This is a genomic window from Pseudomonas brassicacearum (assembly GCF_009601685.2).
Classification (GTDB): Bacteria; Pseudomonadota; Gammaproteobacteria; order Pseudomonadales; family Pseudomonadaceae; genus Aquipseudomonas; species Aquipseudomonas kilonensis_B.
The window spans coordinates 2613841-2638945 of the sequence record NZ_CP045701.2 but is presented as its reverse complement, the minus strand read 5'-3'; the positions used below and the strand labels follow the sequence as shown (position 1 = coordinate 2638945).

Annotated in this window: 10 protein-coding genes and 1 pseudogene; 10 read left to right on the top strand and 1 reads right to left on the bottom strand. The window is 63.2% G+C overall.

What is annotated here, in order from left to right:
• Positions 1-6: 6 nt before the first annotated feature.
• From GFU70_RS11550 to GFU70_RS11525, 6 genes and pseudogenes are all read left to right on the top strand, one after another.
• A complete protein-coding gene (locus tag GFU70_RS11550; RefSeq protein WP_153388061.1) occupies positions 7-10212 on the top strand; it encodes a non-ribosomal peptide synthetase in 10206 nt (3401 codons plus the stop codon).
• On the top strand, positions 10209-14045 hold the full coding sequence (locus GFU70_RS11545; protein ID WP_153388060.1) for a non-ribosomal peptide synthetase: 3837 nt from the start codon (positions 10209-10211) through the stop codon (positions 14043-14045). The genes GFU70_RS11550 and GFU70_RS11545 overlap by 4 nt, the downstream gene beginning before the upstream one ends.
• A 1-nt stretch (position 14046) precedes the next feature.
• Positions 14047-15693, top strand: coding sequence for a cyclic peptide export ABC transporter (locus GFU70_RS11540; protein WP_153388059.1), 1647 nt, complete (start codon positions 14047-14049; stop codon positions 15691-15693).
• Between the two features lie 623 nt (positions 15694-16316).
• A pseudogene (locus GFU70_RS11535) lies at positions 16317-16621 on the top strand (transposase domain-containing protein); the annotation flags it as partial.
• A 141-nt stretch (positions 16622-16762) separates the two neighbouring features.
• The gene (locus tag GFU70_RS11530; protein ID WP_058542436.1) at positions 16763-17335 is read left to right on the top strand and encodes a TetR/AcrR family transcriptional regulator; all 573 of its coding nucleotides are present in this window, start codon (positions 16763-16765) and stop codon (positions 17333-17335) included.
• Positions 17332-18411, top strand: coding sequence for a DMT family transporter (locus GFU70_RS11525; RefSeq protein ID WP_226921107.1), 1080 nt, complete (start codon positions 17332-17334; stop codon positions 18409-18411). The genes GFU70_RS11530 and GFU70_RS11525 overlap by 4 nt, the downstream gene beginning before the upstream one ends.
• Here GFU70_RS11525 and fhuF read toward each other — a convergent pair.
• On the bottom strand, positions 18396-19082 hold the full coding sequence (gene fhuF, locus GFU70_RS11520) for a siderophore-iron reductase FhuF (RefSeq protein ID WP_153388058.1): 687 nt from the start codon (positions 19080-19082) through the stop codon (positions 18396-18398). The genes GFU70_RS11525 and fhuF overlap by 16 nt on opposite strands.
• Positions 19083-19281: 199 nt before the next feature.
• On the opposite strand from fhuF, the gene GFU70_RS11515 reads away from it, so the two are divergent.
• From GFU70_RS11515 to GFU70_RS11500, 4 genes are all read left to right on the top strand, one after another.
• Positions 19282-20985 (top strand): ABC transporter ATP-binding protein/permease, encoded by a 1704-nt coding sequence (locus tag GFU70_RS11515; protein ID WP_058542435.1) that lies wholly within the window; start codon positions 19282-19284, stop codon positions 20983-20985.
• A 333-nt stretch (positions 20986-21318) separates the two neighbouring features.
• Positions 21319-23181 (top strand): ATP-binding protein, encoded by a 1863-nt coding sequence (locus GFU70_RS11510; RefSeq protein ID WP_153388057.1) that lies wholly within the window; start codon positions 21319-21321, stop codon positions 23179-23181.
• Positions 23182-23273: 92 nt separating this feature from the next.
• Positions 23274-24512 carry a porin gene (locus tag GFU70_RS11505; RefSeq protein WP_153388056.1) on the top strand — a complete coding sequence of 413 codons (1239 nt, stop codon included), beginning with the start codon at positions 23274-23276 and terminating at the stop codon, positions 24510-24512.
• A gap of 11 nt (positions 24513-24523) precedes the next feature.
• Positions 24524-24961 (top strand): substrate-binding domain-containing protein, encoded by a 438-nt coding sequence (locus GFU70_RS11500; RefSeq protein WP_058542432.1) that lies wholly within the window; start codon positions 24524-24526, stop codon positions 24959-24961.
• Positions 24962-25105: the final 144 nt, after the last annotated feature.

Below are 25105 nucleotides of genomic sequence, written 5' to 3'. Positions count from 1 at the left end.
GCAAGCATGAACAACATCGAAGACATCTACTCCCTTTCGCCGACCCAGCACGGCCTGTTGTTCCACAGCGTCTATGAACCGGATTCGCGGGTGTATTACCAGCAATTGAGCCTGGACATGAACGGCCCGCTGCAACTAAACGCATTTCGCGGTGCCTGGCAGGCGCTGATGCAGCGCCACGCGGTGCTGCGCAGTGCTTTTTTGTGGGAGGAACTGGACGATGCCTATCAGGTGGTGCAGCAGGAAGTCGCGCTGCCCCTGACCGAACTGGACTGGCAAGACCGCGCCGAGCCACAGGCCGCGCTGGAACAGTTGGCACTGGAGCAGCGGGCGCAACCCCTGGAGCTCAATGACTCGCCGCTGATGCGCGTGTGCCTGGTGCGCCTGGCCCCCGAGCGCTGGCACCTGATCTGGACCTTCCATCACATCCTCATGGACGGCTGGAGCGTCGGCATTGCCGTCCAGGAGTGGCTGGCGCTGTACTACGAACAAGCCCATGGCCGCCCCGCCCGCCTGGCGCCGACCCGCCCTTATCGGGACTACATCGCCTGGCTGGCGGAACAGGACATGGCCGCCACCGAAGGGTTCTGGCGCGAGCAGTTGCAGGACGTCAGCGAGCCGACCCCGCTGCCCACCTTCGCCGAACGCCAGCCGGCACCGGCGGGGGCACCGTTCGCCGAGCGGGAAAGTCTGCTGACCGCCAGCGAAACCGAACAACTGGCGCACTTCGCCCGCCAGAACGACCTGACCATCAATACGCTGATCCAGGGCGCCTGGGCACTGCTGCTGGGCCAGCACGCCGGGCGTGACGACGTGGTCTATGGCGTCACCGTCGCCGGGCGTCCAGAGAACCTGGCGGCGGTGGACAGCACCGTCGGACTGTTCATCAATACATTGCCGCTGCGGGTGCAGTGGGCTGACGCGCCGACGCTGGTGACCTGGCTGCAACACCTGCAGCACGCCAACAGCGATCTGCGTCACCACGCCTACCTGCCGCTGGGCAAGCTCAAGTCGATGACGCGCATCGCCGCCGAACAGGCGCTGTTCGACTCGATCCTGGTGTTCGAGAACTTCCCGGTCACCGACGCGCTCAACCAGGACACCGGTGGCTTGAGCTTCAGTGCCCCGAGCAGCGACCAGCAGGCCGAAGGCATCACCCTCACCCAAGGCCGCAACCACTTCCCGCTGTCGCTGATCGTGGTGCCGGACAAACAACTGCACTACCTGATCAGCTACGACCGCAGTCGCTTCAGCGATGCCGAGGTCGCGGTGTTGTCGACACAATTGCGCGCGATCCTGTTGGCGATGACGGCGCAAGCGCAGTGCCGGGTCAGCGAGCTTGAATGGCTGAGCCCTGAAGAACGCCAGCAACTGCTCGTGCAGGGTCGCGGTGTGCAACTGCCGGTGCCCCCTGCGTGCCTGCACCAGCGCTTCGAACAACAGGTGGCCGCTCACCCGCAACACCTGGCGGTCCGCGACCGTCAGGTCGCCCTGACCTACCGTGAACTGGACCAGCAGGCCAACCGCCTCAGCCAGTATTTGCGCGCCCAAGGCATCGGCCACGACAGCGTCGTGGCACTGGCCCTGGAACGCAGCGCCGAGTTCGTGATTGCCCTGCTGGCCACCCTCAAGGCCGGTGCCGCCTATCTGCCGTTGGACCTCAAGCAGCCCGCCGGGCGCCTGGCCGATGTGCTGGTGGACAGCCGCGCCGCGCTGCTGATCGGCGCGGCCGCTTCGCCCCTGCTCAAGGGCCTGGCCGAGCACACGCCGACACTCTGGCTGGCAGAACAGGCCGGCACCATCGCCTCCCAGCCAGATACGCCTCCGGCCGTGGCCCACAGCCCGACTGACGCCGCCTACGTGATCTACACCTCGGGTTCCACCGGCACCCCCAAGGGTGTGGTGGTCGAGCACCAGTCCATCGTCGACTACCTGACGGCCGTACACGCAGTGCTCAACCCGCCGTCGGCGGCTCGCTACGGCTTGCTGTCGAGCATCGCCGCCGACCTCGGCCACACCCAACTGTTCGGCGCCCTGTGCAGCGGCGCCAGCCTGTTGCTGGTGGATGAAGACAGCGGTTTCAGCCCCCTGGCACTGGCCGAGCTCTTCGAGCAACAGCCGGTGGATGTACTGAAAATCACCCCAAGCCACCTGGCCGGCCTGTTGCAGGCGTTGCCCGATGCCCGCCTGTTGCCCCGCGCCCTGCTGGTCTTCGGTGGCGACGCCCTCAGCCCGGCGCTGCTGGAGCAGGTCAACCGCCTGGCCCCGGGGCTCAGGGTCTTCAATCACTATGGGCCAAGCGAAGCGACGGTCGGGGCGATTGCCACCGAACTGCCCGCAGGCCTGCGCAGCGTCGCCCTCGGCCGCCCGCTGCCGAACCGCCGACTGCAAGTGGTGGATGCCAACGGTCGGCTGGTGCCCACCGGGGTGTCCGGTGAGCTGCTGATCAACGGCGCCCTGGCCCGGGGTTACCTGCACCGCCCGGACCTGACCGCCGAACGCTTCCACCTCGACGCCGACCAGCAACGCTGGTATCGCACCGGCGACCGCGTGCGCTGGCAAGTGGACGGCCAATTGGCGTTCCTCGGTCGGGTCGACAGCCAGGTCAAGATCCGTGGCAACCGCCTGGAGCTGGGCGAAGTCGAGGCGCAGCTCAAGCGCCTGTCGCCGCTGATCGAGCAGGCGCTGGTCCGCGCCGTGGAACTGGACGGCAGCCTGCGCCTGGTGGCCTACCTGATCGCCAGCCAGTCGCTGTCCGCCACGAAACTGCGTAACGACCTCGCTGCGCGGGTGCCGGACTACATGGTTCCGGCGCACTTCATCACCCTCGACGAACTGCCCCTGACCCGTAACGGCAAGGTCGATGTCCAGCGCCTGCCGCTCCCGCAAAAACCCACCGACGACAGCGCCACCCACGTGGCCCCGCGCAATGAAGTCGAAGCGCAACTGGCCGCCATCTGGCAGGAGGTTCTGAAGCTTGAGCGTGTCGGCGTGCATGACAACTTCTTCGCCTTGGGCGGCGACTCGATCATCAACTTGCAGATCATCGCCCGCGCCAACCAGCAAGGGCTGAAACTCACGCCCCGCCAGCTCTTCGAAAACCGCACCATCGCCGACATCGCCCGGGTGCTGGGCGCCGATGCCAGCCAGGGTGTGGCGCAAGCCATTGCCGATGGCTATGAACTGCCGCTGGCCGCCGGACAACTGGCGCGCCTGCAACAAGGGCCGTTGCACGCCACCTGGCGTTGCGTGGCGCTGACCCAGGCGATCGATAGCGAGCTGCTGAGCCAGGCCATCGCCGCTTTGCAGCAACACCACCAGGCCTTGCGCCTGGCGCTCAAGGCCCTGCCGGAGGGCGAGTGGCAGCAACGGGTACTGGTCGCGGCCAAGGCCCCGGTCATCGCCACCGAGACACTTGAGACTTGCGCCCCGGCGCAACTGCAAGCCCTGGCCCAGGCCGGTGTCGACGCGCTGGACTTGGACGCCGGTCAAACCCTGTACGCCAGCTTGCTGGAGGTAAACGGCAAACATTCGCTGCTGCTGGCCGCGCATCCGCTGTGCCTGGACGAAGCCTCCTGGACGCTGCTGCTGACGGACCTCAACCTGGCCTTGGCGCAACTGCGTTATCAGCGGCCGGTGCGCCTGTCCTACGCCGGTGGTGACTTCACCCAGTGGACGCGGCACCAGCAGGCCCATGCCCAGGGTGATGCCCTGGACGACGCCTGGGAACACTGGCTGCAATACGCCGGCTTGGAAACGCTGCAACTGCCTGACAGCCAGCAGCCGGCCAGCGTGGTCGAGCAGACCCTGGCGGCCGCCACCTCAGGTGAGCTCAAGCGTCTGGGCGAAGTGCTGCAACTGGACTGGAACAGCCTGTTGGCCGCCGTCGTAGTCGAACAGTGCCGTGAACTGTGCGGCAATGGCCTGGTTGCACTGAGCGTTCACGATGCTCGTCCGAGTGTCGAGCGCTTGCCGGTCGCGGCGCCGATTGCCGTGGCCGACCTCGACCCGGCGCGCATCGTGGGGCCCTTGGCACTGGCGGTGCCGTATTTCCTCCAGCCCAAAGGCGACAGCCTGCTGCAACGCTTGCAGGCACTGGCCGCGCAGATGCGCGCCTACCCGCAACACGGCGTCGACTATGGCGCCCTGCGCTACCTGTCGGACAATACCTACCTGCAAGAACCGCTACGCGACCTGCCGACGGCATCAGTGGCCATTCGCTGGCTGGGCAACCTCGACAGCCATCGCGAAGCACGCGGCATCCTGGCCCAGGTCGAAGCCGCAAGCCCATCGGCGGCTTCGCCTTGCCCGCTGACCCTGGACGCCTGGTGGCAGGATGACTGCCTGCACCTGCGCAGCCAAGGCACCCTCGCCGCCGACTGGGCACCGCGCCTTGCACAACGCTTGAGCGAACTCGCCGGGCTCGTCACCGCACCGGACCTGCGCCCTGCCAGCCAGGCGTTTCCACTGTGCCACAAGCAAGCGGCGACCCTGGCGGCCGAGCCGCTGGACTGGTTGAACATCGAAGACGTCTACCCGCTGTCGTCGATGCAACAGGGCATGCTCCTGCACACCCTGTTGCAACCCCACAGCGGCATCTACCTGATGCAACAACGCTACAGCTGGGACGGGGTATTGCAACGCCCGGCGATGGAAGCCGCATGGCAGCTGTTCCTCGAGCGCCATCCGATGATGCGGACCGCGTTCTGGTGGCAGGACGACCATGAGCCGCTGCAATGCGTGTACCGCCAAACCCATCGGGCGTTCGACTGGCAGGACCTGCGCCACCTCGACGAAGAACAGCAGCGCCTGGCCATGGACCAGGCCCTCGAAGCACAACGCCTGCAAGGTTTCGACATGGCCGGTGCGCCACTGACCCACCTGCGGGTGTTCCAACTCGACGAACGACGCTTCGCCGTGGTGCGCAGCTTCCACCACATCCTGACCGACGCCTGGTGCTTCGGCCTGCTGATGGAAGACCTGCTGGCGATCTACCAGGCCATCGTGCGCCAGGAACCTGTGGCCCGTCCGCGCTTGCGCTCGTTCCGCGGCTACATGAGCTGGCTGGAACGCCATGACATGGCCGCCGCACACGCGTTCTGGCAGACACAAATGGCCGGTTTCAGCGAGCCGACGCCACTGCATGTGGACAGCCCCGTGGCCGGCCCGGAACAAGCGCCGGAACAGGTCGGCGACTTCGACCAGACCCTGAGCATTGCCCAGACCCAGCGTCTGCAGCAGCTGTGCCAGCAATACCAACTCACACCCAACACCTGGATCCAGGGTGCCTGGGCGCTGTTGTTGTCGCGCTACAGCGGCAACCGCGACGTGCTGTTCGGCGTGACCGTCGCCGGCCGCCCGACTGACCTCGCCGGTGTAGAAGAAATGGTCGGGCTGTTCATCAACAGCTTGCCACTGCGCATCGATGTCGACCCACAAGCGCCAGTGGCCGACTGGTTGCAGGCGCTGCTGTCCCACAACGCGCAATTGCGCGAACACGAAAGCGCGTCGCTGGTGGACATTCAGCGCTGCAGCCAAGTGCCGCGCGGCCAGCAGTTGTTCGACAGCCTGGTGGTGTTCGAGAACGCGCCACTGGATATCAGCAGCGTGCAACTGGATGCCTTCAGCATCGACATCTACGAAGACCGGGTACACACCAACTTCCCGATGACGGTGGTGTTGTACCCCGGCGACCGCCTGGGCATTCGCCTGTCCTACGACAGCATGCGTTTCAGCACTGACACCGTGCAGCGCATGCTCGGGCACCTGGTGCAGCTGCTTTCGAACATGCTGGAGACACCGCAAGCGCCCCTGGGCAGCCTGCACATGCTGCCCGAGGCGGAACGCCGGCAGTTGCAGATCGACTGCAACCGCAGCGACGTCGAGTTCCCGCTGGAGCGCGGCTATGCGGCGCTGTTCGCCGAACAAGTGCGCAGCCGCCCGCAGCACCTCGCCGCGGTATGCCAGGGACAATCGCTGACCTTCGCCGAACTGGATCGCCGCGCCAACGTCATCGCCCATGCGCTGCAAACCGCCGGGGCCGGCCCGGAAACCCTGGTGGCGCTGTTCGCCGAGCGTGGCCTGGCCTTGCTGACGATGATGATCGCCACGCTCAAGGCCGGCGCCGCGTTCCAGGCGTTGGATATCCAACAGCCTCACGCACGCCTGGCGGAGCTGCTGGACCTGGGCGAGGCACCGCTGCTACTGGTGTGCGAGCACGCGACCTCAGCACTGGACAGCGTCCTGCCGCAGATGCGCCAGCAACCCACCTGCTTGGTCGCCCAGGCACTCTGGCAGGGCCGCGAACAGCCGCCGGTCAGCTATGGGCACAACCCCGATCAGTTGGCCTACGTGATCTTCACCTCGGGTTCCACCGGCACGCCCAAAGGTGTGATGGTCGAACAACGCGGCATGCTCAACAACATGTTCGGCAAGGTCCCGAGCCTCGGCCTGGGTGAGCACGACCGGATTGCCCAGACGGCTTCGGCGGCGTTCGATATCAGCGTGTGGCAGTTCCTCGCCGCACCGCTGTTCGGCGCCACCGTACACATTCTTCCCGATGCCCAGGCCCACGACCCGGTGGCCTTGCTCGATGCCGTTCAGGAGCAAGAACTGACGCTGCTGGAAACCGTGCCGGCGCTGATTCGCGGCATGCTCCAGGAAAGCCAGGCGCACCACAGCCTGGCGAGCCTGCGCTGGCTCCTGCCCACCGGTGAAGCATTGCCACCGGCCCTGGCGCGGGACTGGTTCGCACGCTTCCCGACCATCCCGTTGATGAACGCCTACGGACCCGCCGAATGCTCGGACGACGTCGCCTTTTACCCCATCACCCAGGCCCCGGCCGACGACTGCCTGCACATGCCCATCGGCAAACCGACCGCCAATAACCAGGTGTTCGTCCTCGACTCGGCGCTGCGCATGGTCCCCATCGGCGTACCCGGCGAGTTGTGCATCGGCGGTGTCGGCGTCGGTCGCGGCTACCTGCGCGACCCGCAACGCACCCGTGAAGCCTTTGTTCCGCACCCGTTCCAGGCCAATGCGCGGCTGTATCGCAGCGGTGATATGGGCCGGATGCGCGCCGATGGCGTGATCGAGTACCTTGGCCGTCGCGACCAGCAGGTGAAGATCCGTGGCCACCGCATCGAACTGGGCGAGATCGAAAACCGCCTGATGCAACACCCGGCGGTGGACAGCGCGGCGGTGCTGGCGCTGCCCGACGCCCGCGGTGCGTTGCAACTGGTGGCCTGGTATGTGCTCGATGAAGCGGCCGACCTGGGCGGTGAGTCCGCGCAACAGGTCTTGAGCGCTTACCTGGGCCAGCAACTGGCAAGCTACATGGTCCCGGCCCGTTGGCTGGCCGTTGCGCAATTGCCGCTGAACGCCAATGGCAAGGTCGACCGCCGCGCCCTCGCTGCCCTGGGTCTGCCCCAGGACGAGACAGCGCAGGCGCAATGCATCGCACCGCGCACGCCAACCGAGACAGTGCTCGCCGAACTCTGGCAGGAAATCCTCGGCCTGGACGACGTCGGTGTACACGACGACTTCTTCGCCATCGGCGGTCACTCGCTGCTGGCCACCCAGGTGTTGTCGCGGATTCGTCGACGGTTGAACGTGAACCTGCCACTGCGCACGCTGTTCGAGCGTGGCACCCTCGAACAATTGGCCCAGGCGGTCGATCAGCAGCGCAACGCCCAGAGCGAAGCCGACGGCGACAGCGAGATCGCCCTGGCGCCGCGCAACCAGCCGTTGCCGCTGTCCTACAGCCAGCAACGCTTGTGGTTCCTGGATCGTTTCGAAGGCCCCAGCGCCGCCTACAACATGACCACCACCGTCAGGCTGCGTGGCGCGCTGGACATCGCGGCGCTGCAAGCGGCGTTGCAGGCAGTCTTCGAACGCCATGAGTCCTTGCGCACCGCGTTCCACCTCCACGGCGACCAGCCTTGCCAGGTCATCAACCCGGCACCGATAGTCGACTTGACGCCGACCGAGCTGAGCCACCTCGTCAGCGAGCAGCAGGCGCAAACCCTGCAACGCCTGATCGATGAACAGGCCGCACGCCCGTTCGATCTGCAACAGGCACCGATGCTGCGCGCCAGCCTGCTGCGCCTGGGCAGCGACGATCATGTGCTGCAACTGGTGCTGCATCACATCGCTACCGATGCCTGGTCCATGGGCATCCTGATGCAGGAGCTGATCGTCGGGTACCAGGCCCGCAGCAGCGGCTCGACACCGGTGCTGCCGGTGCTGCCGATCCAGTTCGCCGACTATGCCTACTGGCAACGCAGCGAAGCGCAACAGCGCCTGCTGGCACGGGCCATCGACTACTGGCGCCGCCAGCTCGACGGCGCGCCAACGCTGATCCCGCTGCCGCTTGACCAGCCACGCCCGGCGCGCCCCGACTACCAGGGTGCGGCGCTGGAGCAACGCTTCACCGCGGCCCAGACCCAGGTGCTCAAGAGCTATGCCCAGCAGCAACGGGCGACGCTGTTCATGGTCTTGCTCAATGCCTTCAACAGCCTGTTGCAGCGGGCCACCGGGGCCAACGACTTCATCGTCGGCACTGACCTGGCCAACCGCGAACATCCGGCCCTGGAACATCTCATCGGCTTCTTCGTCAACGTGTTGCCGATCCGTGCCCGCCTGAGCGAGGGCGAAACCTTTGACGCCCGCCTGCAACGCTTGCGCGAGGATTGCCTGTCGGCGTTCCAGCATCAGCAAGTGCCGTTCGACAAACTGGTCGAAGAGTTGCAGCCGCCGCGTACGCCGGGGGTCAACCCACTGGTCCAGGTGCTGTTCGTCATGCAGAACACGCCCAGCGGCAATGCCAGCCTGCCGGACCTTGAGGTGGAACACTTGGTATCGCCCCAGGAGAGCAGCAAGTTCGACCTCGCCGTGTTCGTCGAAGAGGACGAAGAACAAGGCCTGAACGTGCGCTGGGTGTATCGCACCAGCGTGTTGCAGGCGCCGACCATCCAGCGCCTCGAACAAGGCTTCGAGAGCCTGCTGGAACAGATCCTCTCGGCCCCGGGCCAAGCGCTGGAACATTGGTCGTGGCGCCTGGAGGGCGGCAACGCCAGCGCGCCGTCCCCGGCTGACTCGTCACTCGACGAGGCCTCGGCCCGCAGCGCGCGCAAGCAGTCGAAACTGAGCAAGCTCAAGCAGACCCGTGCAACCGCCGTGAGCCAGGTGGCCCACGAGCAGGTCCGTACCCGCACCCTCATCGCCGGGCAAGCCTTGCCATTGGTGATCGAGCCGTTGCTCGGCGACCTGGACCCGGTGCACTGGGCGCTGCAAGCCCGGGAATGGATCAATGCCCAACTGCTTTCCCACGGTGGCCTGCTGTTCCGGGGTTTCAACCTGCCGGACGCCGCCGCCTTCGAACAATTCGCCCAGGCCATCGAACCCGACCTCTACGGGACCTACGGCGACCTGCCGAAAAACAAGTCCGGCAAGAACATCTACCACTCCACGCCGTACCCGGAACAGCACATGATTCTCTTCCACAACGAGAGCTCCCATCTGCCGCAGTGGCCACGCAAGCAGTGGTTCTATTGCGAAACGCCGGCGCCGCGCGGCGGCTGCACGCCCATCGTCGATTGCCGACAGGTGTTGGCGCGCTTGCCCGAGGACATCGTCGCTCGCTTCAAGGCCCTGGGGCTGCTTTACGTGCGGCACTTCACCGACAAGCTGGATGTGCGCTGGCAGGACTTCTTCAAGACCGAACAGCGCGAGGAAGTCGAGCGCCAATGCCTGGCGTCGGGCATGCGCTGGGAATGGCTGGGGGCCGACAACCTGCGGATCGCCCAGCATTGCCCGGCCATCGTCGCGCATCCCGAGACCGGTGAACTGTCGTTCTTCAACCAGGTGCAACTGCACCACACCGCCTGCCTGGAGCCGGAAGTGCGCAGCAACCTGATCAGCCTGTTCGGCCCCGGGCACCTGCCCCGCAACGTGTACTACGGCGACGGCAGCGTGATCGAGGACGCGGTGATGCAAGTGATCGGCGAGGCCTATGAAGCCTGCGCGGTACGTTTCAGTTGGCAAAAGGGGGACATGGTGATGCTGGACAATATGTTGGTGGCCCACGCCCGGGACCCCTTCGATGGCGAGCGCAAGATCTGCGTCGCCATGGGCCAGATGATGCGTCGTGAACAATTGACCGGATGCCTGCCCGAAGCACAGCCGTCGCAAGCTTCGGAGGTGCAGGCATGAGCGCCTTTGAAACTCGTGAAGAAGCCTTCGCCCTCTCGCCCCAACAACGCAGCCAGTGGTTGGCGGGGTTGCCAGCGGCGCGCCTGGAACTGGAAATCAAAGGCCCGTTGGCCCTGGAGCGCCTACAGCAGCGGCTCGTCGCCCTGAGCGCTTGCCACGAGGCCCTGCGCCTGCGGCTGCGGCCTGAGCCAGGCTTGCTGATGCCCTTGCAAGTGGTCGAATCCACCGTCATGGCCGCGGACGCCATCAGCGTCGAGGTGCACGCGCTCGGCGACGATCGCCACCGGGTGACACTGCAACTGCCGGCGCTGAGCGCCGATCGCGGGACCTTGCTGCGCCTGGCCCAGGCATTGGGCTCGACGGACGCGCCATCGGTGGATGACGAGGCCATGACCTATACCCAGTACAGCGCCTGGCTCTACGAATTGCAGGCCGATGAAGATGCCGAGCCTGGCCGGCGTTTCTGGGCCGACCAAGCCCTCGACGAGCCGGCCGCCAGCGAACTGCTCTACCGTCAGGTACGCAACGACCGTCCCGACGCCCCGGTCACCACTCGCCTGTACGCCACCCCGTCGTCGAGCATGGCCCTGGACAGCTTTTGCCAGCATCACGACGCATCGCCCGAGCAGGTCTTGATGACAGCCTGGGGCGTGCTGTTGCAGCGCCTGAGTACTGGCGACAGTCCCGCACTGACCTTGAACTGGGTCCACGATTGCCGCGACGACTATGAAGAACTCGCCGACTGCTGGGGCTTGTTCGCCAAGCCCCTGCCCCTGCGCTGGCAACCGGCGGCGAACAGCCATTTTGCCCAGGCGCTGGCGAACCTGCAGGTGCTCTGCGAGCAAGCCACGGAATGGCAGGAATACTGCGGCGTCAGCGCTGCACAGCCGGGCGACGCCTCGCAGTACGGTTTCCAGTGGGGTGGGCAGTTGCCCGATCGGCTCGACGCCTTGGGCAGCCTGGCATCGACGCTCACCGTGCTGGACGCACAAGCCATCCCCGCGGGCATGGAGCTGCTGCTGGTGGCCGAAACCACCGCTGGCGGCTATCGCCTGAACCTCTGCCACCTGCCGAGCCGCTACAGCGAGCAAGCCGCCCTGGTCTTGCTGGAGCAGTTCCAATCGCTGCTGCTCGGTGCCCTCGCCAACCCAGGCAAGCCCTTGGTCGAGCTGTCATTGCAGTCGCCAAGTTTCGCCGCGACGCTGGCCGCCCTGCAGGCGCCTGTCGACATCGCGGCGCCGCCGTTTTCCAGCGTGCCGGCGAGCTTCGATGCGTGTGCCGCGCAGTTCCCCGAGCACTTGGCCCTGCGCGACCATAACGGGCCACTGAGCTACGCCCAATTGCAGGCCCGCAGCAACCAACTGGCGCATTACCTGCGCGCTCAAGGCGTGGGTCGCGAAGATCGCGTGGCGTTGTATCTGGATCGCTCGTCGCAAATGGTCCTGGCCATGCTCGCCGTGCTCAAGAGCGGCGCGGCGTTCGTGCCCCTGGACGTGCATCAGCCGGCACAGCGCTCCCTGGCCATCCTGCAACAGGCGCAGCCGGTCTTCATTCTGAGTGGTTCGGCCGGCAGCGCCCCCGTCTTGCCCGGCATCGGCAGCCTCGACCTGCGCGATGAAGCGACCTGGCAGCAAGCATCCGCCACGCCAGTCGACGTCGAGATCCAAGCCCAGGACGCGGCTTACGTGCTGTTCACCTCCGGCAGCACCGGCACACCCAAAGGTGTCATCGTCGAGCATCGGCAGCTCGCCTGTTATGTCGCCAGCGTGTCCCGGCGCCTGGCGCTGGCGCCCGGCGAACGCAGTGCGGTGGTCACTTCCCTGGCGGCCGACCTGGGCTACACGTTGCTGTTCCCGGCACTGCTCAGCGGCGGCGAATTGCACCTGCTGGACAAGGAAACAGCCATGGACGCGCATGCCTGGGCCGCCTGGCAGGCGCAGTACCCGATCGACCACCTGAAGGTCGTGCCATCGTTGCTCGACGCCTGGTTGATTCACGCCCAAAGCGCTGCCGTATTGCCGCGCAAGCAATTGATCCTCGGCGGCGAAAGCTGTTCGCGGCGCCTGTTGCAAAGCATTCGCGGCCTCGCGCCGACGCTGGCGGTCTTCAACCATTACGGTCCGACCGAAACCACCGTTGGCGTGGTGATGCACAAGGCCGAGCCAGCCATGGATTATCGCCGCCTGCCGCTGAGCGACCGTCTCGACGGCATGCGCCTGTACCTGCTCGACGAGCAGCAAGCGCTGGCCGCCCCTGGGCAAAGCGCCGAGCTGTATATCGCCGGCCCGCAACTGGCTCGCGGTTACTTGGACGCACAGCAAAATGCCGGGCGTTTCATTGAGCTGGCGCAACGGCCTGGCGAGCGCCTCTATCGCACCGGCGACCTGGCCCGCTATTGCCATGACGGCAGCCTGGAAATCACCGGACGCGCGGACCGCCAGGTAAAAATCCGCGGTTTCCGTGTGGAACTCGACGAGATTCAGGCGCAACTGAGCGGCCTTCCCGGTGTAGCCCAGGCTGCCGTGGAGTGCATCCCTCGGGGCGAGCTCGGCCAGCAACTGTTCGCCTTCATGACCCTGGCGCCCGGGCATTCGACCACGGTCGCCCGCCTGCATGGCCAGGCCCAGGATTGCTTGCCGGACTACATGCTGCCTACCCTGCGGATCGTCGAAGCGTTGCCGTTGATGGGTAACGGCAAGCTCGACCGCAAGACCTTGCAGCAATGGGCCGACAAAGTCCTCGACACGGTCGGCAGCGCCTTGCCGCGCACGCCGCTGGAAGCTCTGCTCGCCGAAGTCTGGGCACAGGTGCTGGGCCTGGAGCGGGTGGGCATCGACGATGATTTCTTCGAGCTGGGCGGTCACTCCCTGGCGGCGGTAACGCTCGCCAGCCGCTTGCAGAGCGCGCTGTCGGCACCGGTGACGGTCAATGCGGTGTTCAACGCCCCGAGCGTCTCGGCGTTTGCGGCGCTGGTACAGGCCGAGCTCAAGCTTTCGCCGCTGGTCCGGCTGTCGGCACCCAACGCCGTTGAAGCCGCCAACCTGTTCTGCTTCCACCCCTCCACCGGCCACGTGCAGGATTACCGCACGCTGCTGGCACCGCTTTCGGCGTGGCATCTGTGGGGCTTGCAGGCGGCGTACCTGAGCGACGACAGCACAACGCTGGGCGGCGATATCGAGAGCCTCGGCGCGCTTTATGTCGAGCACCTGCGCCAACAGCAACCGCAGGGTCCTTATCACCTGCTGGGCTTCTCCCTCGGCGGCCTGCTCGCGATTGCCGCGGCCGCTCGCCTGGAAAGCCAGGGTGAAGACGTGGCGTTTCTCGGTATCATCGACTCGCAATACCAGCATCAGGCGCCGCAAGACAGTGTCGAAGTATTGCTGGAATCGGCTTCCCAAGCACTGACAGCGGACAGCCAGGCCGTGTTGCGCCAGTTGCCGCCGCCGATCATGGCTGCGTTGCTGGCGCAACTGGACGCCCTGCCCCCAGCGGCACGCCTGCCGGAACTGGTCCAGTGGGCACGGCAACAAGGCCTGCAACTCGATGGCGACAGTTGGGAGCATTTGCAAACGCGGCTGCGCTACCAGCAGCATACGCAGCATCTGCTGGCGACTTTCAAACCTGCCCGGCTCAGTTGCCCGGTGCATGTCTGGTGGGCCAGCGACACCCTCGCCCAGGCTGACTTCGCCGACCCGCAGTGGGAACGCCTGAGCAGCGGGCCGCTGACCCGCGAGGTCATCGCAGCACAACACCTCACCATCCTTGAGCAACGCGCCTTGCATGAACAATTGGCGGCGCGCCTCACGGCCATTGCTACACACGGAGCGGTTTGAAATGGATCTGTTGTTACTCATGGCTAAACGCTCATGGCGCGCACTGCTGGTGGCGACCCTGACGGGGCTGACCTGCGGCCTCGCAGCGGCCGGCCTGATCGCCAACATCAACCACAGCCTGGAGGTGTTCGATAAGCTGCGCCCGGTGGATGGCCTGCTCTTCGCCGGCCTGGTGGTGTTGGTCGCGGTGTCGCGGATCATCTCCGACATCAGCCTGCTGCGCCTGGGCCAGGCCGCGGTCAACGACATGCGCCTGCACCTGAGCGCCAAGCTGATCGACACGCCCTACGCGCAATTGCAGCGTCTGGGCAAACATCGCCTGCTGGCAATGCTCACCGACGATACGCAAACCATCAGCCAGGCGGTGGAGTTGGTGCCGATCCTGTTGGTCAACGTCGGGATCATCGTCGCCTGCCTGGGCTACCTGGGCTGGCTCAGCCTGCCGCTGCTGGGCCTGACGCTGCTGCTGATCGCCCTGGGCAGCCTGAGCTTTCACTGGCCGCAACGCCGGGCACTGACGTCGATCTCCCGTGCTCGCGAGCTCAAGGACCAGTTGTTCAATCAATACCGCCTGCTCACCGATGGCAGCAAGGAACTGCAACTCAACCATCCGCGCCGGCAACACTTCTTCACTCGCCTGCTGATACCGGTGAGCCAGCAATATCGTCGCGATTTTGTACGGGGCATGAGCATCTATGCCCTGGTCCTGAACTGGGGCAATGCGGTGTTCTACCTGCTGATCGGCGTGGTGCTGTTCGCCGCGCCGCATTTCATCGACCTGAGCGTGAGCCTGGTTACCGGCTATATCCTGGCGATCCTCTACATGATCACGCCGCTGTCGGAACTGATGCACGCCTTGCCGACCCTCGGCCGGGCCAGCGTGGCCCTGAACAAGATCCGCGCCCTGGAAGGCCAGATGCAAACCGCCGACGAGACCGTCGACACGATCTCGCCGACCCAGGTGCGCAGCCTGGTGTGTCGCCAGGTCACCCACACTTACTACCGCGAGCGCGAGGACGGTCATTTCACCCTGGGCCCCATCGACCTCACTCTCAATGCCGGCGAAGTGGTGTTCATCACCGGCGGCAACGGCAGCGGCAAGACCACCCTGGCCTTGTTGTTGACCGGGCTGTACCGGCCGGAAAGCGGCGACATCATGCTCGACGAGCAGGTGTCTTCGAGCAATGACAACCACCATTACCGGCAGCACTTCTCGGCGATCTTCACCGACTTCTGCCTGTTCGAGAACCTGTTCGATGGCGACGATCCGCATCTGGTGAAACAGGCGCAGGACTACCTGGTGCACCTGCAACTGGACCACAAGGTGCAAATCGAGGAAGGCAAACTGACAACGCTGGCGCTGTCCACCGGGCAACGCAAGCGCCTGGCGCTGCTCAGCGCATACCTGGATGATCGCCCTTGCTACCTGTTCGACGAATGGGCCGCCGATCAGGACCCGGTGTTCAAGCACTTTTTCTATACCCGGATCCTGCCGGACCTGCGCGAGCGCGGCAAACTGCTGATTGTCATCTCCCATGACGACGCCTACTTCGGCCTGGCCGACCGGCTGATCCGCATTGAACATGGCAAGCTCAGCGAAGTCGCCCCGCAGGCTGATGCAATGCCCGTGGCCGAAATGCAGTCTTGAGGAAACCTATCGCCAGAGATTGCTCCCGCTACCCCGCAGGAGCTGTGTAGGAGCTGTCGAGTGCAACGAGGCTGCGATCTTTCCACTGCCAATTGAGTCTTGAGCGAAAGATCAAGATCAAAAGATCGCAGGCTTCGCCAGCTCCTACAGAGGCCGACGGTATGAGCTGTAAGAGCTGTGTAGGAGCTGTGTAGGAGCTGTCGAGTGCAACGAGGCTGCGATCTTTCCCCTGCCAATTGAGTCTTGAGCGAAAGATCAAGATCAAAAGATCGCAGGCTTCGCCAGCTCCTACAGAGGCCGACGGTATGAACTGTAGGAGCTGTGTAGGAGCTGTGTAGGAGCTGTCGAGTGCAACGAGGCTGCGATCTTTCCACTGCCAATTGAGTCTTGAGCAAAAGATCAAGATCAAAAGATCGCAGGCTTCGCCAGCTCCTACAGAGGCCGACGGTATGAGCTGAGCTGTGTAGCTGTCGAGTGCAACGAGGCTGCGATCTTTCCACTGCCAATTGAGTCTTGAGCAAAAGATCAAGATCAAAAGATCGCAGGCTTCGCCAGCTCCTACAGAGGCCGACGGTATGAACTGTAGGAGCTGTGTGAGCTGTCGAGTGCAACGAGGCTGCGATCTTTCCCCTGCCTGTGTGCCTATAGACAACAACCAGGTCGAGAACCAGATCCGGCCGTGGGCCCTTGGGCGTTCGAATCGGTTGTTTTCCGGATCGCTACGCAGCGAAAAACGACGGCTGCGATCATGCTTTTGGTCCAGTCGGCGCGACTTAACGGACATGATCCATATGCCTACCTGAAGAATGTTCTCACGCGATTGCCAACGCAACGAGCGAATGGCGTTACCGAGCGGCTGACGCATGAATGGGCGTGCGTTCAACCTTGCGGGTTCAGGGGGCGCTTAGCTGGCGTAGCAACTTCCTGATTGGCCAAATCCTACGATTTACTGCTGCATTGGCATGCTGCGGTCTATGTCGTAACGGCCATGATTCAAGTCGTATTTGGATGCACCTCAATCTTACCGGTCAGTATAGTCAACTCCGTCCCGATGCCGGAGTGCCTTAAATTGGACAATACCCGTGAGCGCTTGATTGACTCAGCGCTGAAGCTGTTTCTTTCACAAGGTATATACATCACTGGTGTGATGGCCATCGCCGCGATGGCGGGTGTTACCAAGATGACGCTCTACAGCCATTTCCCTTCCAAGGATGCGCTGATAGTGGCTTGTCTTGAGGAGCGTGACCGACGCTGGCGTGAAGAGGTAGCGCGCACCTTGGCAGGGCATCCCGACCCGGTCAGTGGCATGCTGGCGTTTTTTGATTTGTATCAACGCTTTCTTTTGCAAGATAGCGGGCGCGGGTGCCTGTTCGTCAACAGTGCAGCTGAATTCCCGCACTTTAGCCACCCTGTGCATTTGGCAGTGAGCAGGCATAAGCAAGGGATACGCGAAAATCTTACTGCGTTGGCCATGAGCGCCGGCATAAGCGACCCTGACGTAGTTGCTGATGGGTTGTTTATCTTGCTGGAAGGCAGTTTTGTCAGCGGCGCCATGGGCCAGGACGTGCGGGTATTCAACACTGCCCGGCATGTAGCTCAATGCTGGATCCGCAAGCAGGGCCAGCAAGAGCAGAGCGTATGACCCTAGGCCTATTAGCGGCCATTGCCGCCACTTTTTCCTGGTCGCTGCTCTACATCTTTCCGGGGTTGGTCGGCGATTACAGCCTTTTTGATCTGGCTGTGGTGAGCTATGCCTTTGCCGGTTTAGGTAGCCTGCTGGTGCTGTTTGTTTACCGTAGCGAAGTGCGGCAATTGCGACTGAGCGACTGGGTCTGTGCCGCACTGCTGGGCTTCTTGGGATACATCGGTTACTTCTTTCTGATTACCACCGCCGTCTTGGCAGCTGGGCCGGTGATCCCTCCGGTGATGATGGGGTCAGTACCGATCGTGCTCGCGATTGCCGGGAACATGCGAAGCTCCAGCGTGCCATGGCGCGCCATTGCCGGGCCACTGCTGGTGGCGGCATTGGGCATAAGTTTGGTCAACCTGAGCGTGTTTGATTTTAGCAGCGCAACGGTGGGGCTCCCGACCGATTCGATACTGCTGGGTCTGCTCGCATCATTAATGGCCATTGGATTTTGGACTGGTTTTGGGTTGTTAAATGAAAGTGCTTTGGCTCAGCGCCCAAGCCTATCTCCCATGTTGTGGTCAGCCATGCTGATTTTCATGTGCAGCGTCGAAATGCTCGCCTTCGTTCCTGTTGGGCTGTACTTCAAACTGTCCCACTTCGCTAGCCATCCGAGCGGGTTAGCAGGTACTCAGGCGCTAATAATCTGTGGGTTAATTCAGGGGTTAGGCGCCACCCTCGCAGGTGCCTGGGCATGGTCAGTCGCCACTCGGCGCCTACCCCTGGCTCTAAGCGGGCAATTGATCGCCAGCGAAACCATTTATGCAACTACGATGGGCTTGCTCATCAACCATCGTTGGCCCTCTTCTATGGAAGCGCTTGGGACAGGGTTTCTATTCATAGGGGTGGTGTGGGCTATTCACGCCTTTTATCGCAGGCAAACACGCCGCGAAACGCATGGTGGGATACCTGATCTCGGAAAGGCAGCGAGGCTGCGATCTTTCCCCTGCCGATTAAGTCTGAAGCGAAAGATCAAGATCGAGAGATCGCAGGCTTCGCCAGCTCCTACAGAGTCTCACCCCTCTGCATAGATGTAATGCAGGTAGCTCACCTGCTCAGCCACCGGCAGGCGGTGCAGCTTGGGGCAGGATTCGCAGAGCACGGGCGGTTGGCCTTCGACCGGCTCGTGCAGCTGGTAATGCAGGCAGCAATGCCGACGCAGGGGCAAGCACGGGCAAATCTGCGGCGCCGGTGATTCGACCATGCGTTGCAGGCCCCGCAGCTTCAAGCGTCCGTTGTTCACCGTGACCTGCTCCAGCCATTGGTGCGCCTCGGCGAAGCCGTCCCTGGACAGGTCGGGGTCCATCCTGACGAACGCGCCGTCCCAGATGGCAACGAAGTTGCCCCACAATATCTTCGGAGCCAGGCCACCGGCGGCGGCCAAGGTGCTGAACAGCGGCGCCAGGTGCTCGTGGATCAATCGCGACCAGTACGCAGCACGATCCTCCGCGCCCAAGGCCGACAGCCCCGTGGCCAGGTCCAGCGCCGCAGGTTGACCGTCGTCGTGCAGCAGCGCGTCCCCGCCCCAGAACTCGATGGCACAGTGACGCGTCAGCACGCAGGCCAGGGTGGCCGGCAGGACAATACTCATGTAGTTCATCGACCACTGCGATACCACGGCGGCGCGGTTCACCCCCGGGTAACGCAGGGCAAACCGGCTCAGCAAGGGTTGCAGTACGGCAGGGTCGGCAAGCTGGCTCAACGCGATGGCAGGCTGATCGCCAGGTGCCTGCCGAATAACCCGCTGTATCGGCGGCCAGGCCTGGTTAAGCCATTCTGGAAATTCGATAACGGGGCTCCCGTGGCTTTCCCTAATTAATGCAAACGATTAGCATTGGCTGATCCTATCCTCCCTCCCCTGCAAACTCAACGTCGTTAGCGACCAGGCTCACCAAGACCACATGCACACACTTCGCAATTTCTGGCGTCTCGCGCGGCCTTTCTGGGCCTCCGAGGAAAAGTACCCGGCCCTGTTGCTGCTGTTGGCCACCGTGCTGATGACCCTGTGCCTGGTTGGCGTCAATATCCTCACCAACTTCTGGAACCTGCATTTCTATAACGCCTTGCAGGCCCTGGACTACCACGGCTTCCTGGTGGGCAGCCTGCAGTTCATCCTGCTGCAGATAGGCATGGCCGCCTTTACCGTAGGCGCGTTCCACTTCCAGCAGAAGCTGACCATCCGCTGGCGGCGCTGGGCGACTCGCAACATGCTCGATCAATGGCTGGGCAGCCAGCGCTACCAGAAGCTGAAGCTGACCGAGACCGACGTCGACAACCCCGATCAGCGGATCGCCGAAGACATCGACCTGTTTATCGTCAAGTCACTCAAGTTGAGCCTGGGCCTGTTGACGTCGGTGGTGTCGCTGTTTTCCTTCCTGCATATCCTCTGGCAGGCCTCCAGCCTTGTCAGCGTGCCGTTCAACGATCAGTCGGTGGTCATTCCGGGGTTGCTGGTGTGGGTCGCCCTGGTGTACGCGCTGCTGGGCACCGGCCTCGCTTTCTGGCTGGGCCGCGCGCTGCCCAGCCTCAATTTCATGCAACAACGCCGTGAAGCGGATTTTCGTTTCTCGCTCATCCGCCTGCGGGAGAACGCTGACTCGGTGGCGCAATACCGGGGCGAGGTCGTGGAAAACGAACGCTTCAACCATCGCCTGGAGGCGGCGCTGGAGAACTTCTGGGCGCTGGTGAAGAAACAGAAGCTGATCATGGGCTACTCGACCTTCTACTTGCGCAGTGCAACGGTCATCCCGATGTTCATCATGGCGCCACAATTCTTTGCCGGCGCCTTTCCCCTCGGCCGCCTGACCCAGATAAGCGCGGCCTTCGGCGAAGTGCACGCGGCCATCGCCTACCTGGTGAGCGTGTTCCCGGAGCTGTCGGAATGGAAGTCGGTGATCGACCGACTGATCGGTTTCCAGGCGCGCCTGGATAACGTCGAGGTCACGTCCCAGGTCAGGCACGAACAACAGGCCAGCGGCCTCGACATCAAGGACCTGGACATCTGGCTGCCGAACGGCCGGCCCTTGTTCAAAGGCTTCAACCTTTCCCTCAAGCCCGGCGACAGCCTGATGATCAGCGCGCCGTCCGGCTACGGCAAATCGACGCTGATCCGCACGATTACCGGGCTTTGGCATCATGCTCGCGGCTCAAGTCGTTATGACCGTGAGCGCGCCCTGACACTGTCGCAAAAACCCTACCTGCCGCTGGGCAGCCTGCGCGAGGCGCTTTGGTACCCCAAACCACCCCGCCGCGAAGAAGATGCGGCGCTGCGCCAGATCATGGAGCAAGTCGGCCTGCAACACCTGGCCGATCAACTGGAGCAGGAACGGGACTGGGCGCAGACCCTCAGCGTCGGCGAACAGCAACGCTGTGCTTTCGTCAGGGCCCTGCTGGCCCGCCCTGCGGTGCTGTTTCTCGATGAGAGCAGCTCGGCGCTGGACGCGGCAAACGAAGCACGCTGCTATCAATTGCTCAAGCAAACGCTGCCGGACACGATCCTGATCAGTGTCGGGCACAGCGCCTCCCTGGAGCGCTTCCATTGGCAAGTCCTTGAATTGCAGGACGAGGCGCAGTGGGTGCATCGCAAGGTCAAACAAGCGGTGTAAGAGCGTAGAAGCGTAGGAGCGTAGGAGCTGTCGAGTGCAACGAGGCTGCGATCTTTCCAAGATCAATTGAGTCGAAAGCGAAAGATCAAGATCAAGATCAAGATCAAGATCAAGAGATCGCAGGCTTCGCCAGCTCCTACAGAGTCCAGCGAAAACAAGCCCTCTCCTGCGCAACACAACATCCCTGTTCACATACCGGCATGCAGGTTTTGTGGTCTATAGTTCCTGACAGATTCAGGATTTAGCTCGGACCATCAGGAGCAACACCCCCCGAGCCGTTACCGTGTCGGATGCCCACCAGCCTTCGGTAGTGAACTATGCAGGGAGCACACCATGCCGATCCAGCGGCCTGAGACATTGAGGTTGGCCCCTGGCACTGCCCATCATGCAGAGGCCGATGGCACTACCGGGCCCGGTGTGTTTCGGTTCGGCCTCGACCAGGCCAAGGAAGCCTACATTCTGTTCCCGTTGCTGGCCGCGCTGCTGTTGCTGGTCATCTGGACCGCTACCCTGTACCTGATCAAGGTTGAACAGGCCCGCGCGCAGCAGAGCGCCGCGACGGCAAGCCTGGAGATGGGCGCCACTTATGAAGCGCAAATGTTGCGCGCCATTCACGAAATCGATCAAACCCTCAAGCTGGTCAAATACACCTACGAAGCTGAGGGTGAGCCCAACCCCCTGCGCCGACTCCAGGAGCGGGCCCTGTTGCCCCCGGCCCTGGTGTTTGACGTCAGTGTGGTCAACCCCGACGGCAGGCTCGTGGCAAGCACGCGGGTCAACAACCGGGAAAATATCGCGGACCCGGATGAACAGCAATCGCTGCGGCACAGCGACTCACTGTCCATCAGCCACCCGTGGAAAAGCCCTGTCACCGGGGAATGGCGCCTGCGCTTCAGCCGGCGACTCAACGCGGCGCACGGCGGGCTTTCCGGGATCGCCAGGGTCGAGGTCGATGCCGCCTACTTCGTCAGCAGCTACGATGCCTCGAAACTCGGCGACCAGGGTGCGCTCGGGCTCCTTGGCACCGACGGCATCTTCCGCGTACGGCGCACCGGGGAAACGGTACTGGCCGGCGATACGGTCGATTACAGTGCCGTGGTGCCGGACGCCGAAAACACCGAGGCCGTGCTCTCGGTCAATGGATGGGACGGGGTGCGGCGCTACACCAGCGCCCGTCAGCTCTACGATTTTCCATTGGCGGTGATTGTCGGGTTGTCCGAGCAAGAGCAACTGGCCGCAGTGAACCTGCAAGCGCGGACCTATCTCTGGCGCGCTGCGGGCGGCAGCCTGGTGCTGGTGTTGTTGGTGGGCCTGCTCGCCCGGATGAGCTGGCAATTGGCGCAAAGCCGTTTGCGCGCCGCCGAAGCCCAGACTCAACTGGCCGCGGCCGCCCGCCAGGCCGGCATGGCCGAAATCGCCACCAATGTCCTGCACAACGTGGGCAATGTGCTCAATAGCGTGAATATCTCCGCCGACCTGGTCACCCGCAAGCTACGCACCAGCAAGGCCTTGGGGCTTGGCAAGGCGGTGCAAATGATGAACGAGCATGCCGAGGACCTCGGTGACTTCATCTCCCGCGACGAGAAAGGCAAGCTGCTGCCCGGCTACCTGAACCAACTGGTGGATGCGCTTGCGGTCGAGCAACAGAGCATGACCGAAGAACTCGGCCAATTGAGCAAAAGCGTCGATCACATCAAGGAAATCGTCGCCGCCCAGCAATCCTATGCGGGCACCTCCAGCATTGCCGAAACTGTGCAGATAAAGGACCTGATCGAGGATGCCCTGCGCATGAATACCGGCATCATCGCGGCGCATCGGATCACCGTGGTGCGAAACCTGGCCGAAACACCCCTGCTGCTACTGGACAAGCACCGGGTGCTGCTGATCCTGGTCAACCTGATCAAAAACGCCAGCAGGGCGATGGATGACCGGCCGGAGCTTATCCCTCAAATCATCCTCCAGAGTGAGCTTGCCCAAGAGAACACCCTGGTGATCAAGGTCATCGACAATGGCGAAGGCATCGCGCCAGAAAACCTGACACGAATCTTTGCCCATGGCTTTACCACGCGCAAGGATGGCCATGGCTTTGGGCTGCACAGCTGCGTGCTGGCGGCCATGGAGATGGGCGGTTCGCTGGAGGCCCACAGCGAGGGCCCGGGAACGGGCGCGACCTTTACGCTCAAATTGGCGATCTAGACTACGCTTCGGTGCGTGCTAGCGCGCAGTGTCAGCCAACGTTACAAGGAACAGACGAATGGCGATCCATGCATCGAGGTCACGTTGACCCTATGGTGACAAGACCCAACACACTGGCCCTGGCCGTCATGACGCTGTATGCCGGCGGGGCCAGCGCCGACACAGCCGATACGGCGATGTTCTCGTTGAGCAGCTTCGGCACCGTGGGGATCGTCCACTCCAGCGAGAAAAAAGCCGACTTCACCTCCAGTGTCTTCAAACCCAACGGCGCAGGTCATTCACGCAACTGGAGCGCCGACGTCGACAGCCTGATCGGTGCCCAACTGACCGCTACGTTCACCCCGCAGCTGTCGGCCGTGGTGCAGGTCATTTCAGAGCAGCGCTACGACAACAGCTACCGACCCTTTGTCGAGTGGGCCAACATCAAGTACCAGTTCACGCCGGACTTCAACGCCCGCATCGGCCGTACCGTATTGCCGACTTTCCTGGTCTCCGACACTCGAAAAGTGGGCTATACCCTGCCCTGGGTGCGGGCGCCCATGGAGGTCTACAGCCTGATGCCGATTTCCAGCAGCGACGGCATCGATGGCAGCTACCGGTTTCATATCGATGAAATCACCGATACCGTGCAGGCTCACTACGGTCAGACCGACAGCCGACTGCCTGACGGCGCTGGCAAAGCACTGGCGAGAAATTTCTGGGGGATCACCAACACCACTGAGTTCGGCGTCCTGACCACGCGCATCACCTTCATGAAAGCCGACCTGACCCTGGAGCAGTTCAACTCACTCTTCGATACGTTCAGGGAGTTTGGTGCAGAAGGCATCGCCATCGCCGATCGCTACGACTCCGATCACACGCCCGTCGAATTCTTTGGAGTAGGCGCCAGCTATGATCCGGGCGATTGGTTCGTCATGAGCGAATGGGGGCGTCTCGATAGCCGTTCCGGGCTAGGCAGGACCAGCGCCTGGTACATCAGCGGCGGATACCGCATTGAAGCGTTCACCCCCTATGTCACCTACGCTCGGTCCAAGACCGAAACAGAAGTCTCCAGCCCGGGCTTGTCAACATCGGCCTTGCCACCGGACCTGGCGGGTGCTGCCGCGCAGCTCAACGGTGCGCTCAACTCCGTCCTGGGCTCAAACGAAGGCCAGCAGACCCTCTCCCTGGGCGTGCGCTGGGATTTCACCAAGAACATGGACGCCAAGCTGCAATACGATCACACACGGTTCAAAGGCAACTCGGTCGGCCCGTTGATCAACCCCCAACCGGACTTCGAGCCGGGGGGCTCATTCAACGTCATCAGCCTAGCTGTCGATTTTGTATTCTGATGGAGCGGGCCATGTGGTTTGTGAGGCTCATCGGATTCGCCGTAGCGGGGCTCGCCATGTGCGCAGCCAGCACTGCCGTCCAGGCCGAGGTGGTCGTAGTCGTCGCCACGTCCAGCCCGGTGAAAACGCTCGCGCGCAATCAGGTGGCAGATATTTTCCTGGGCAAGACCAGTCGTTTCCCCGACGGCGGACAGGCAACTCCCATAGACCTGACGGAAGATTCACCGACCCGTGATGAGTTCTACACAACGTTCACAGGCAAGTCCGCCTCCCAGCTCAAGGCGCACTGGTCGAAAATCATCTTTACCGGCAGGGGCCAGCCGCCGCAGGCTGTTTCAAGCAGCGCGGAGCTCAAGAAGCGTGTTGCAGGAAACCCCGGCACCATTGGCTATATCGATGCTCGGGAGGTGGACGGCAGCGTCAGGGTGCTGCCGCTCGACCCACAATGAGTACAGTACATGCTGTTCACTTGAGAAAGCAGATGTATCTGTGGCGAGGGGATTTATCCCCGCTGGGCTGCGAAGCAGCCCTAAAATCTGAAATCCCAGTTTGCCTAGTAAATTGAATCGGCAGTGTTGGGGCCGCTTCGCGAC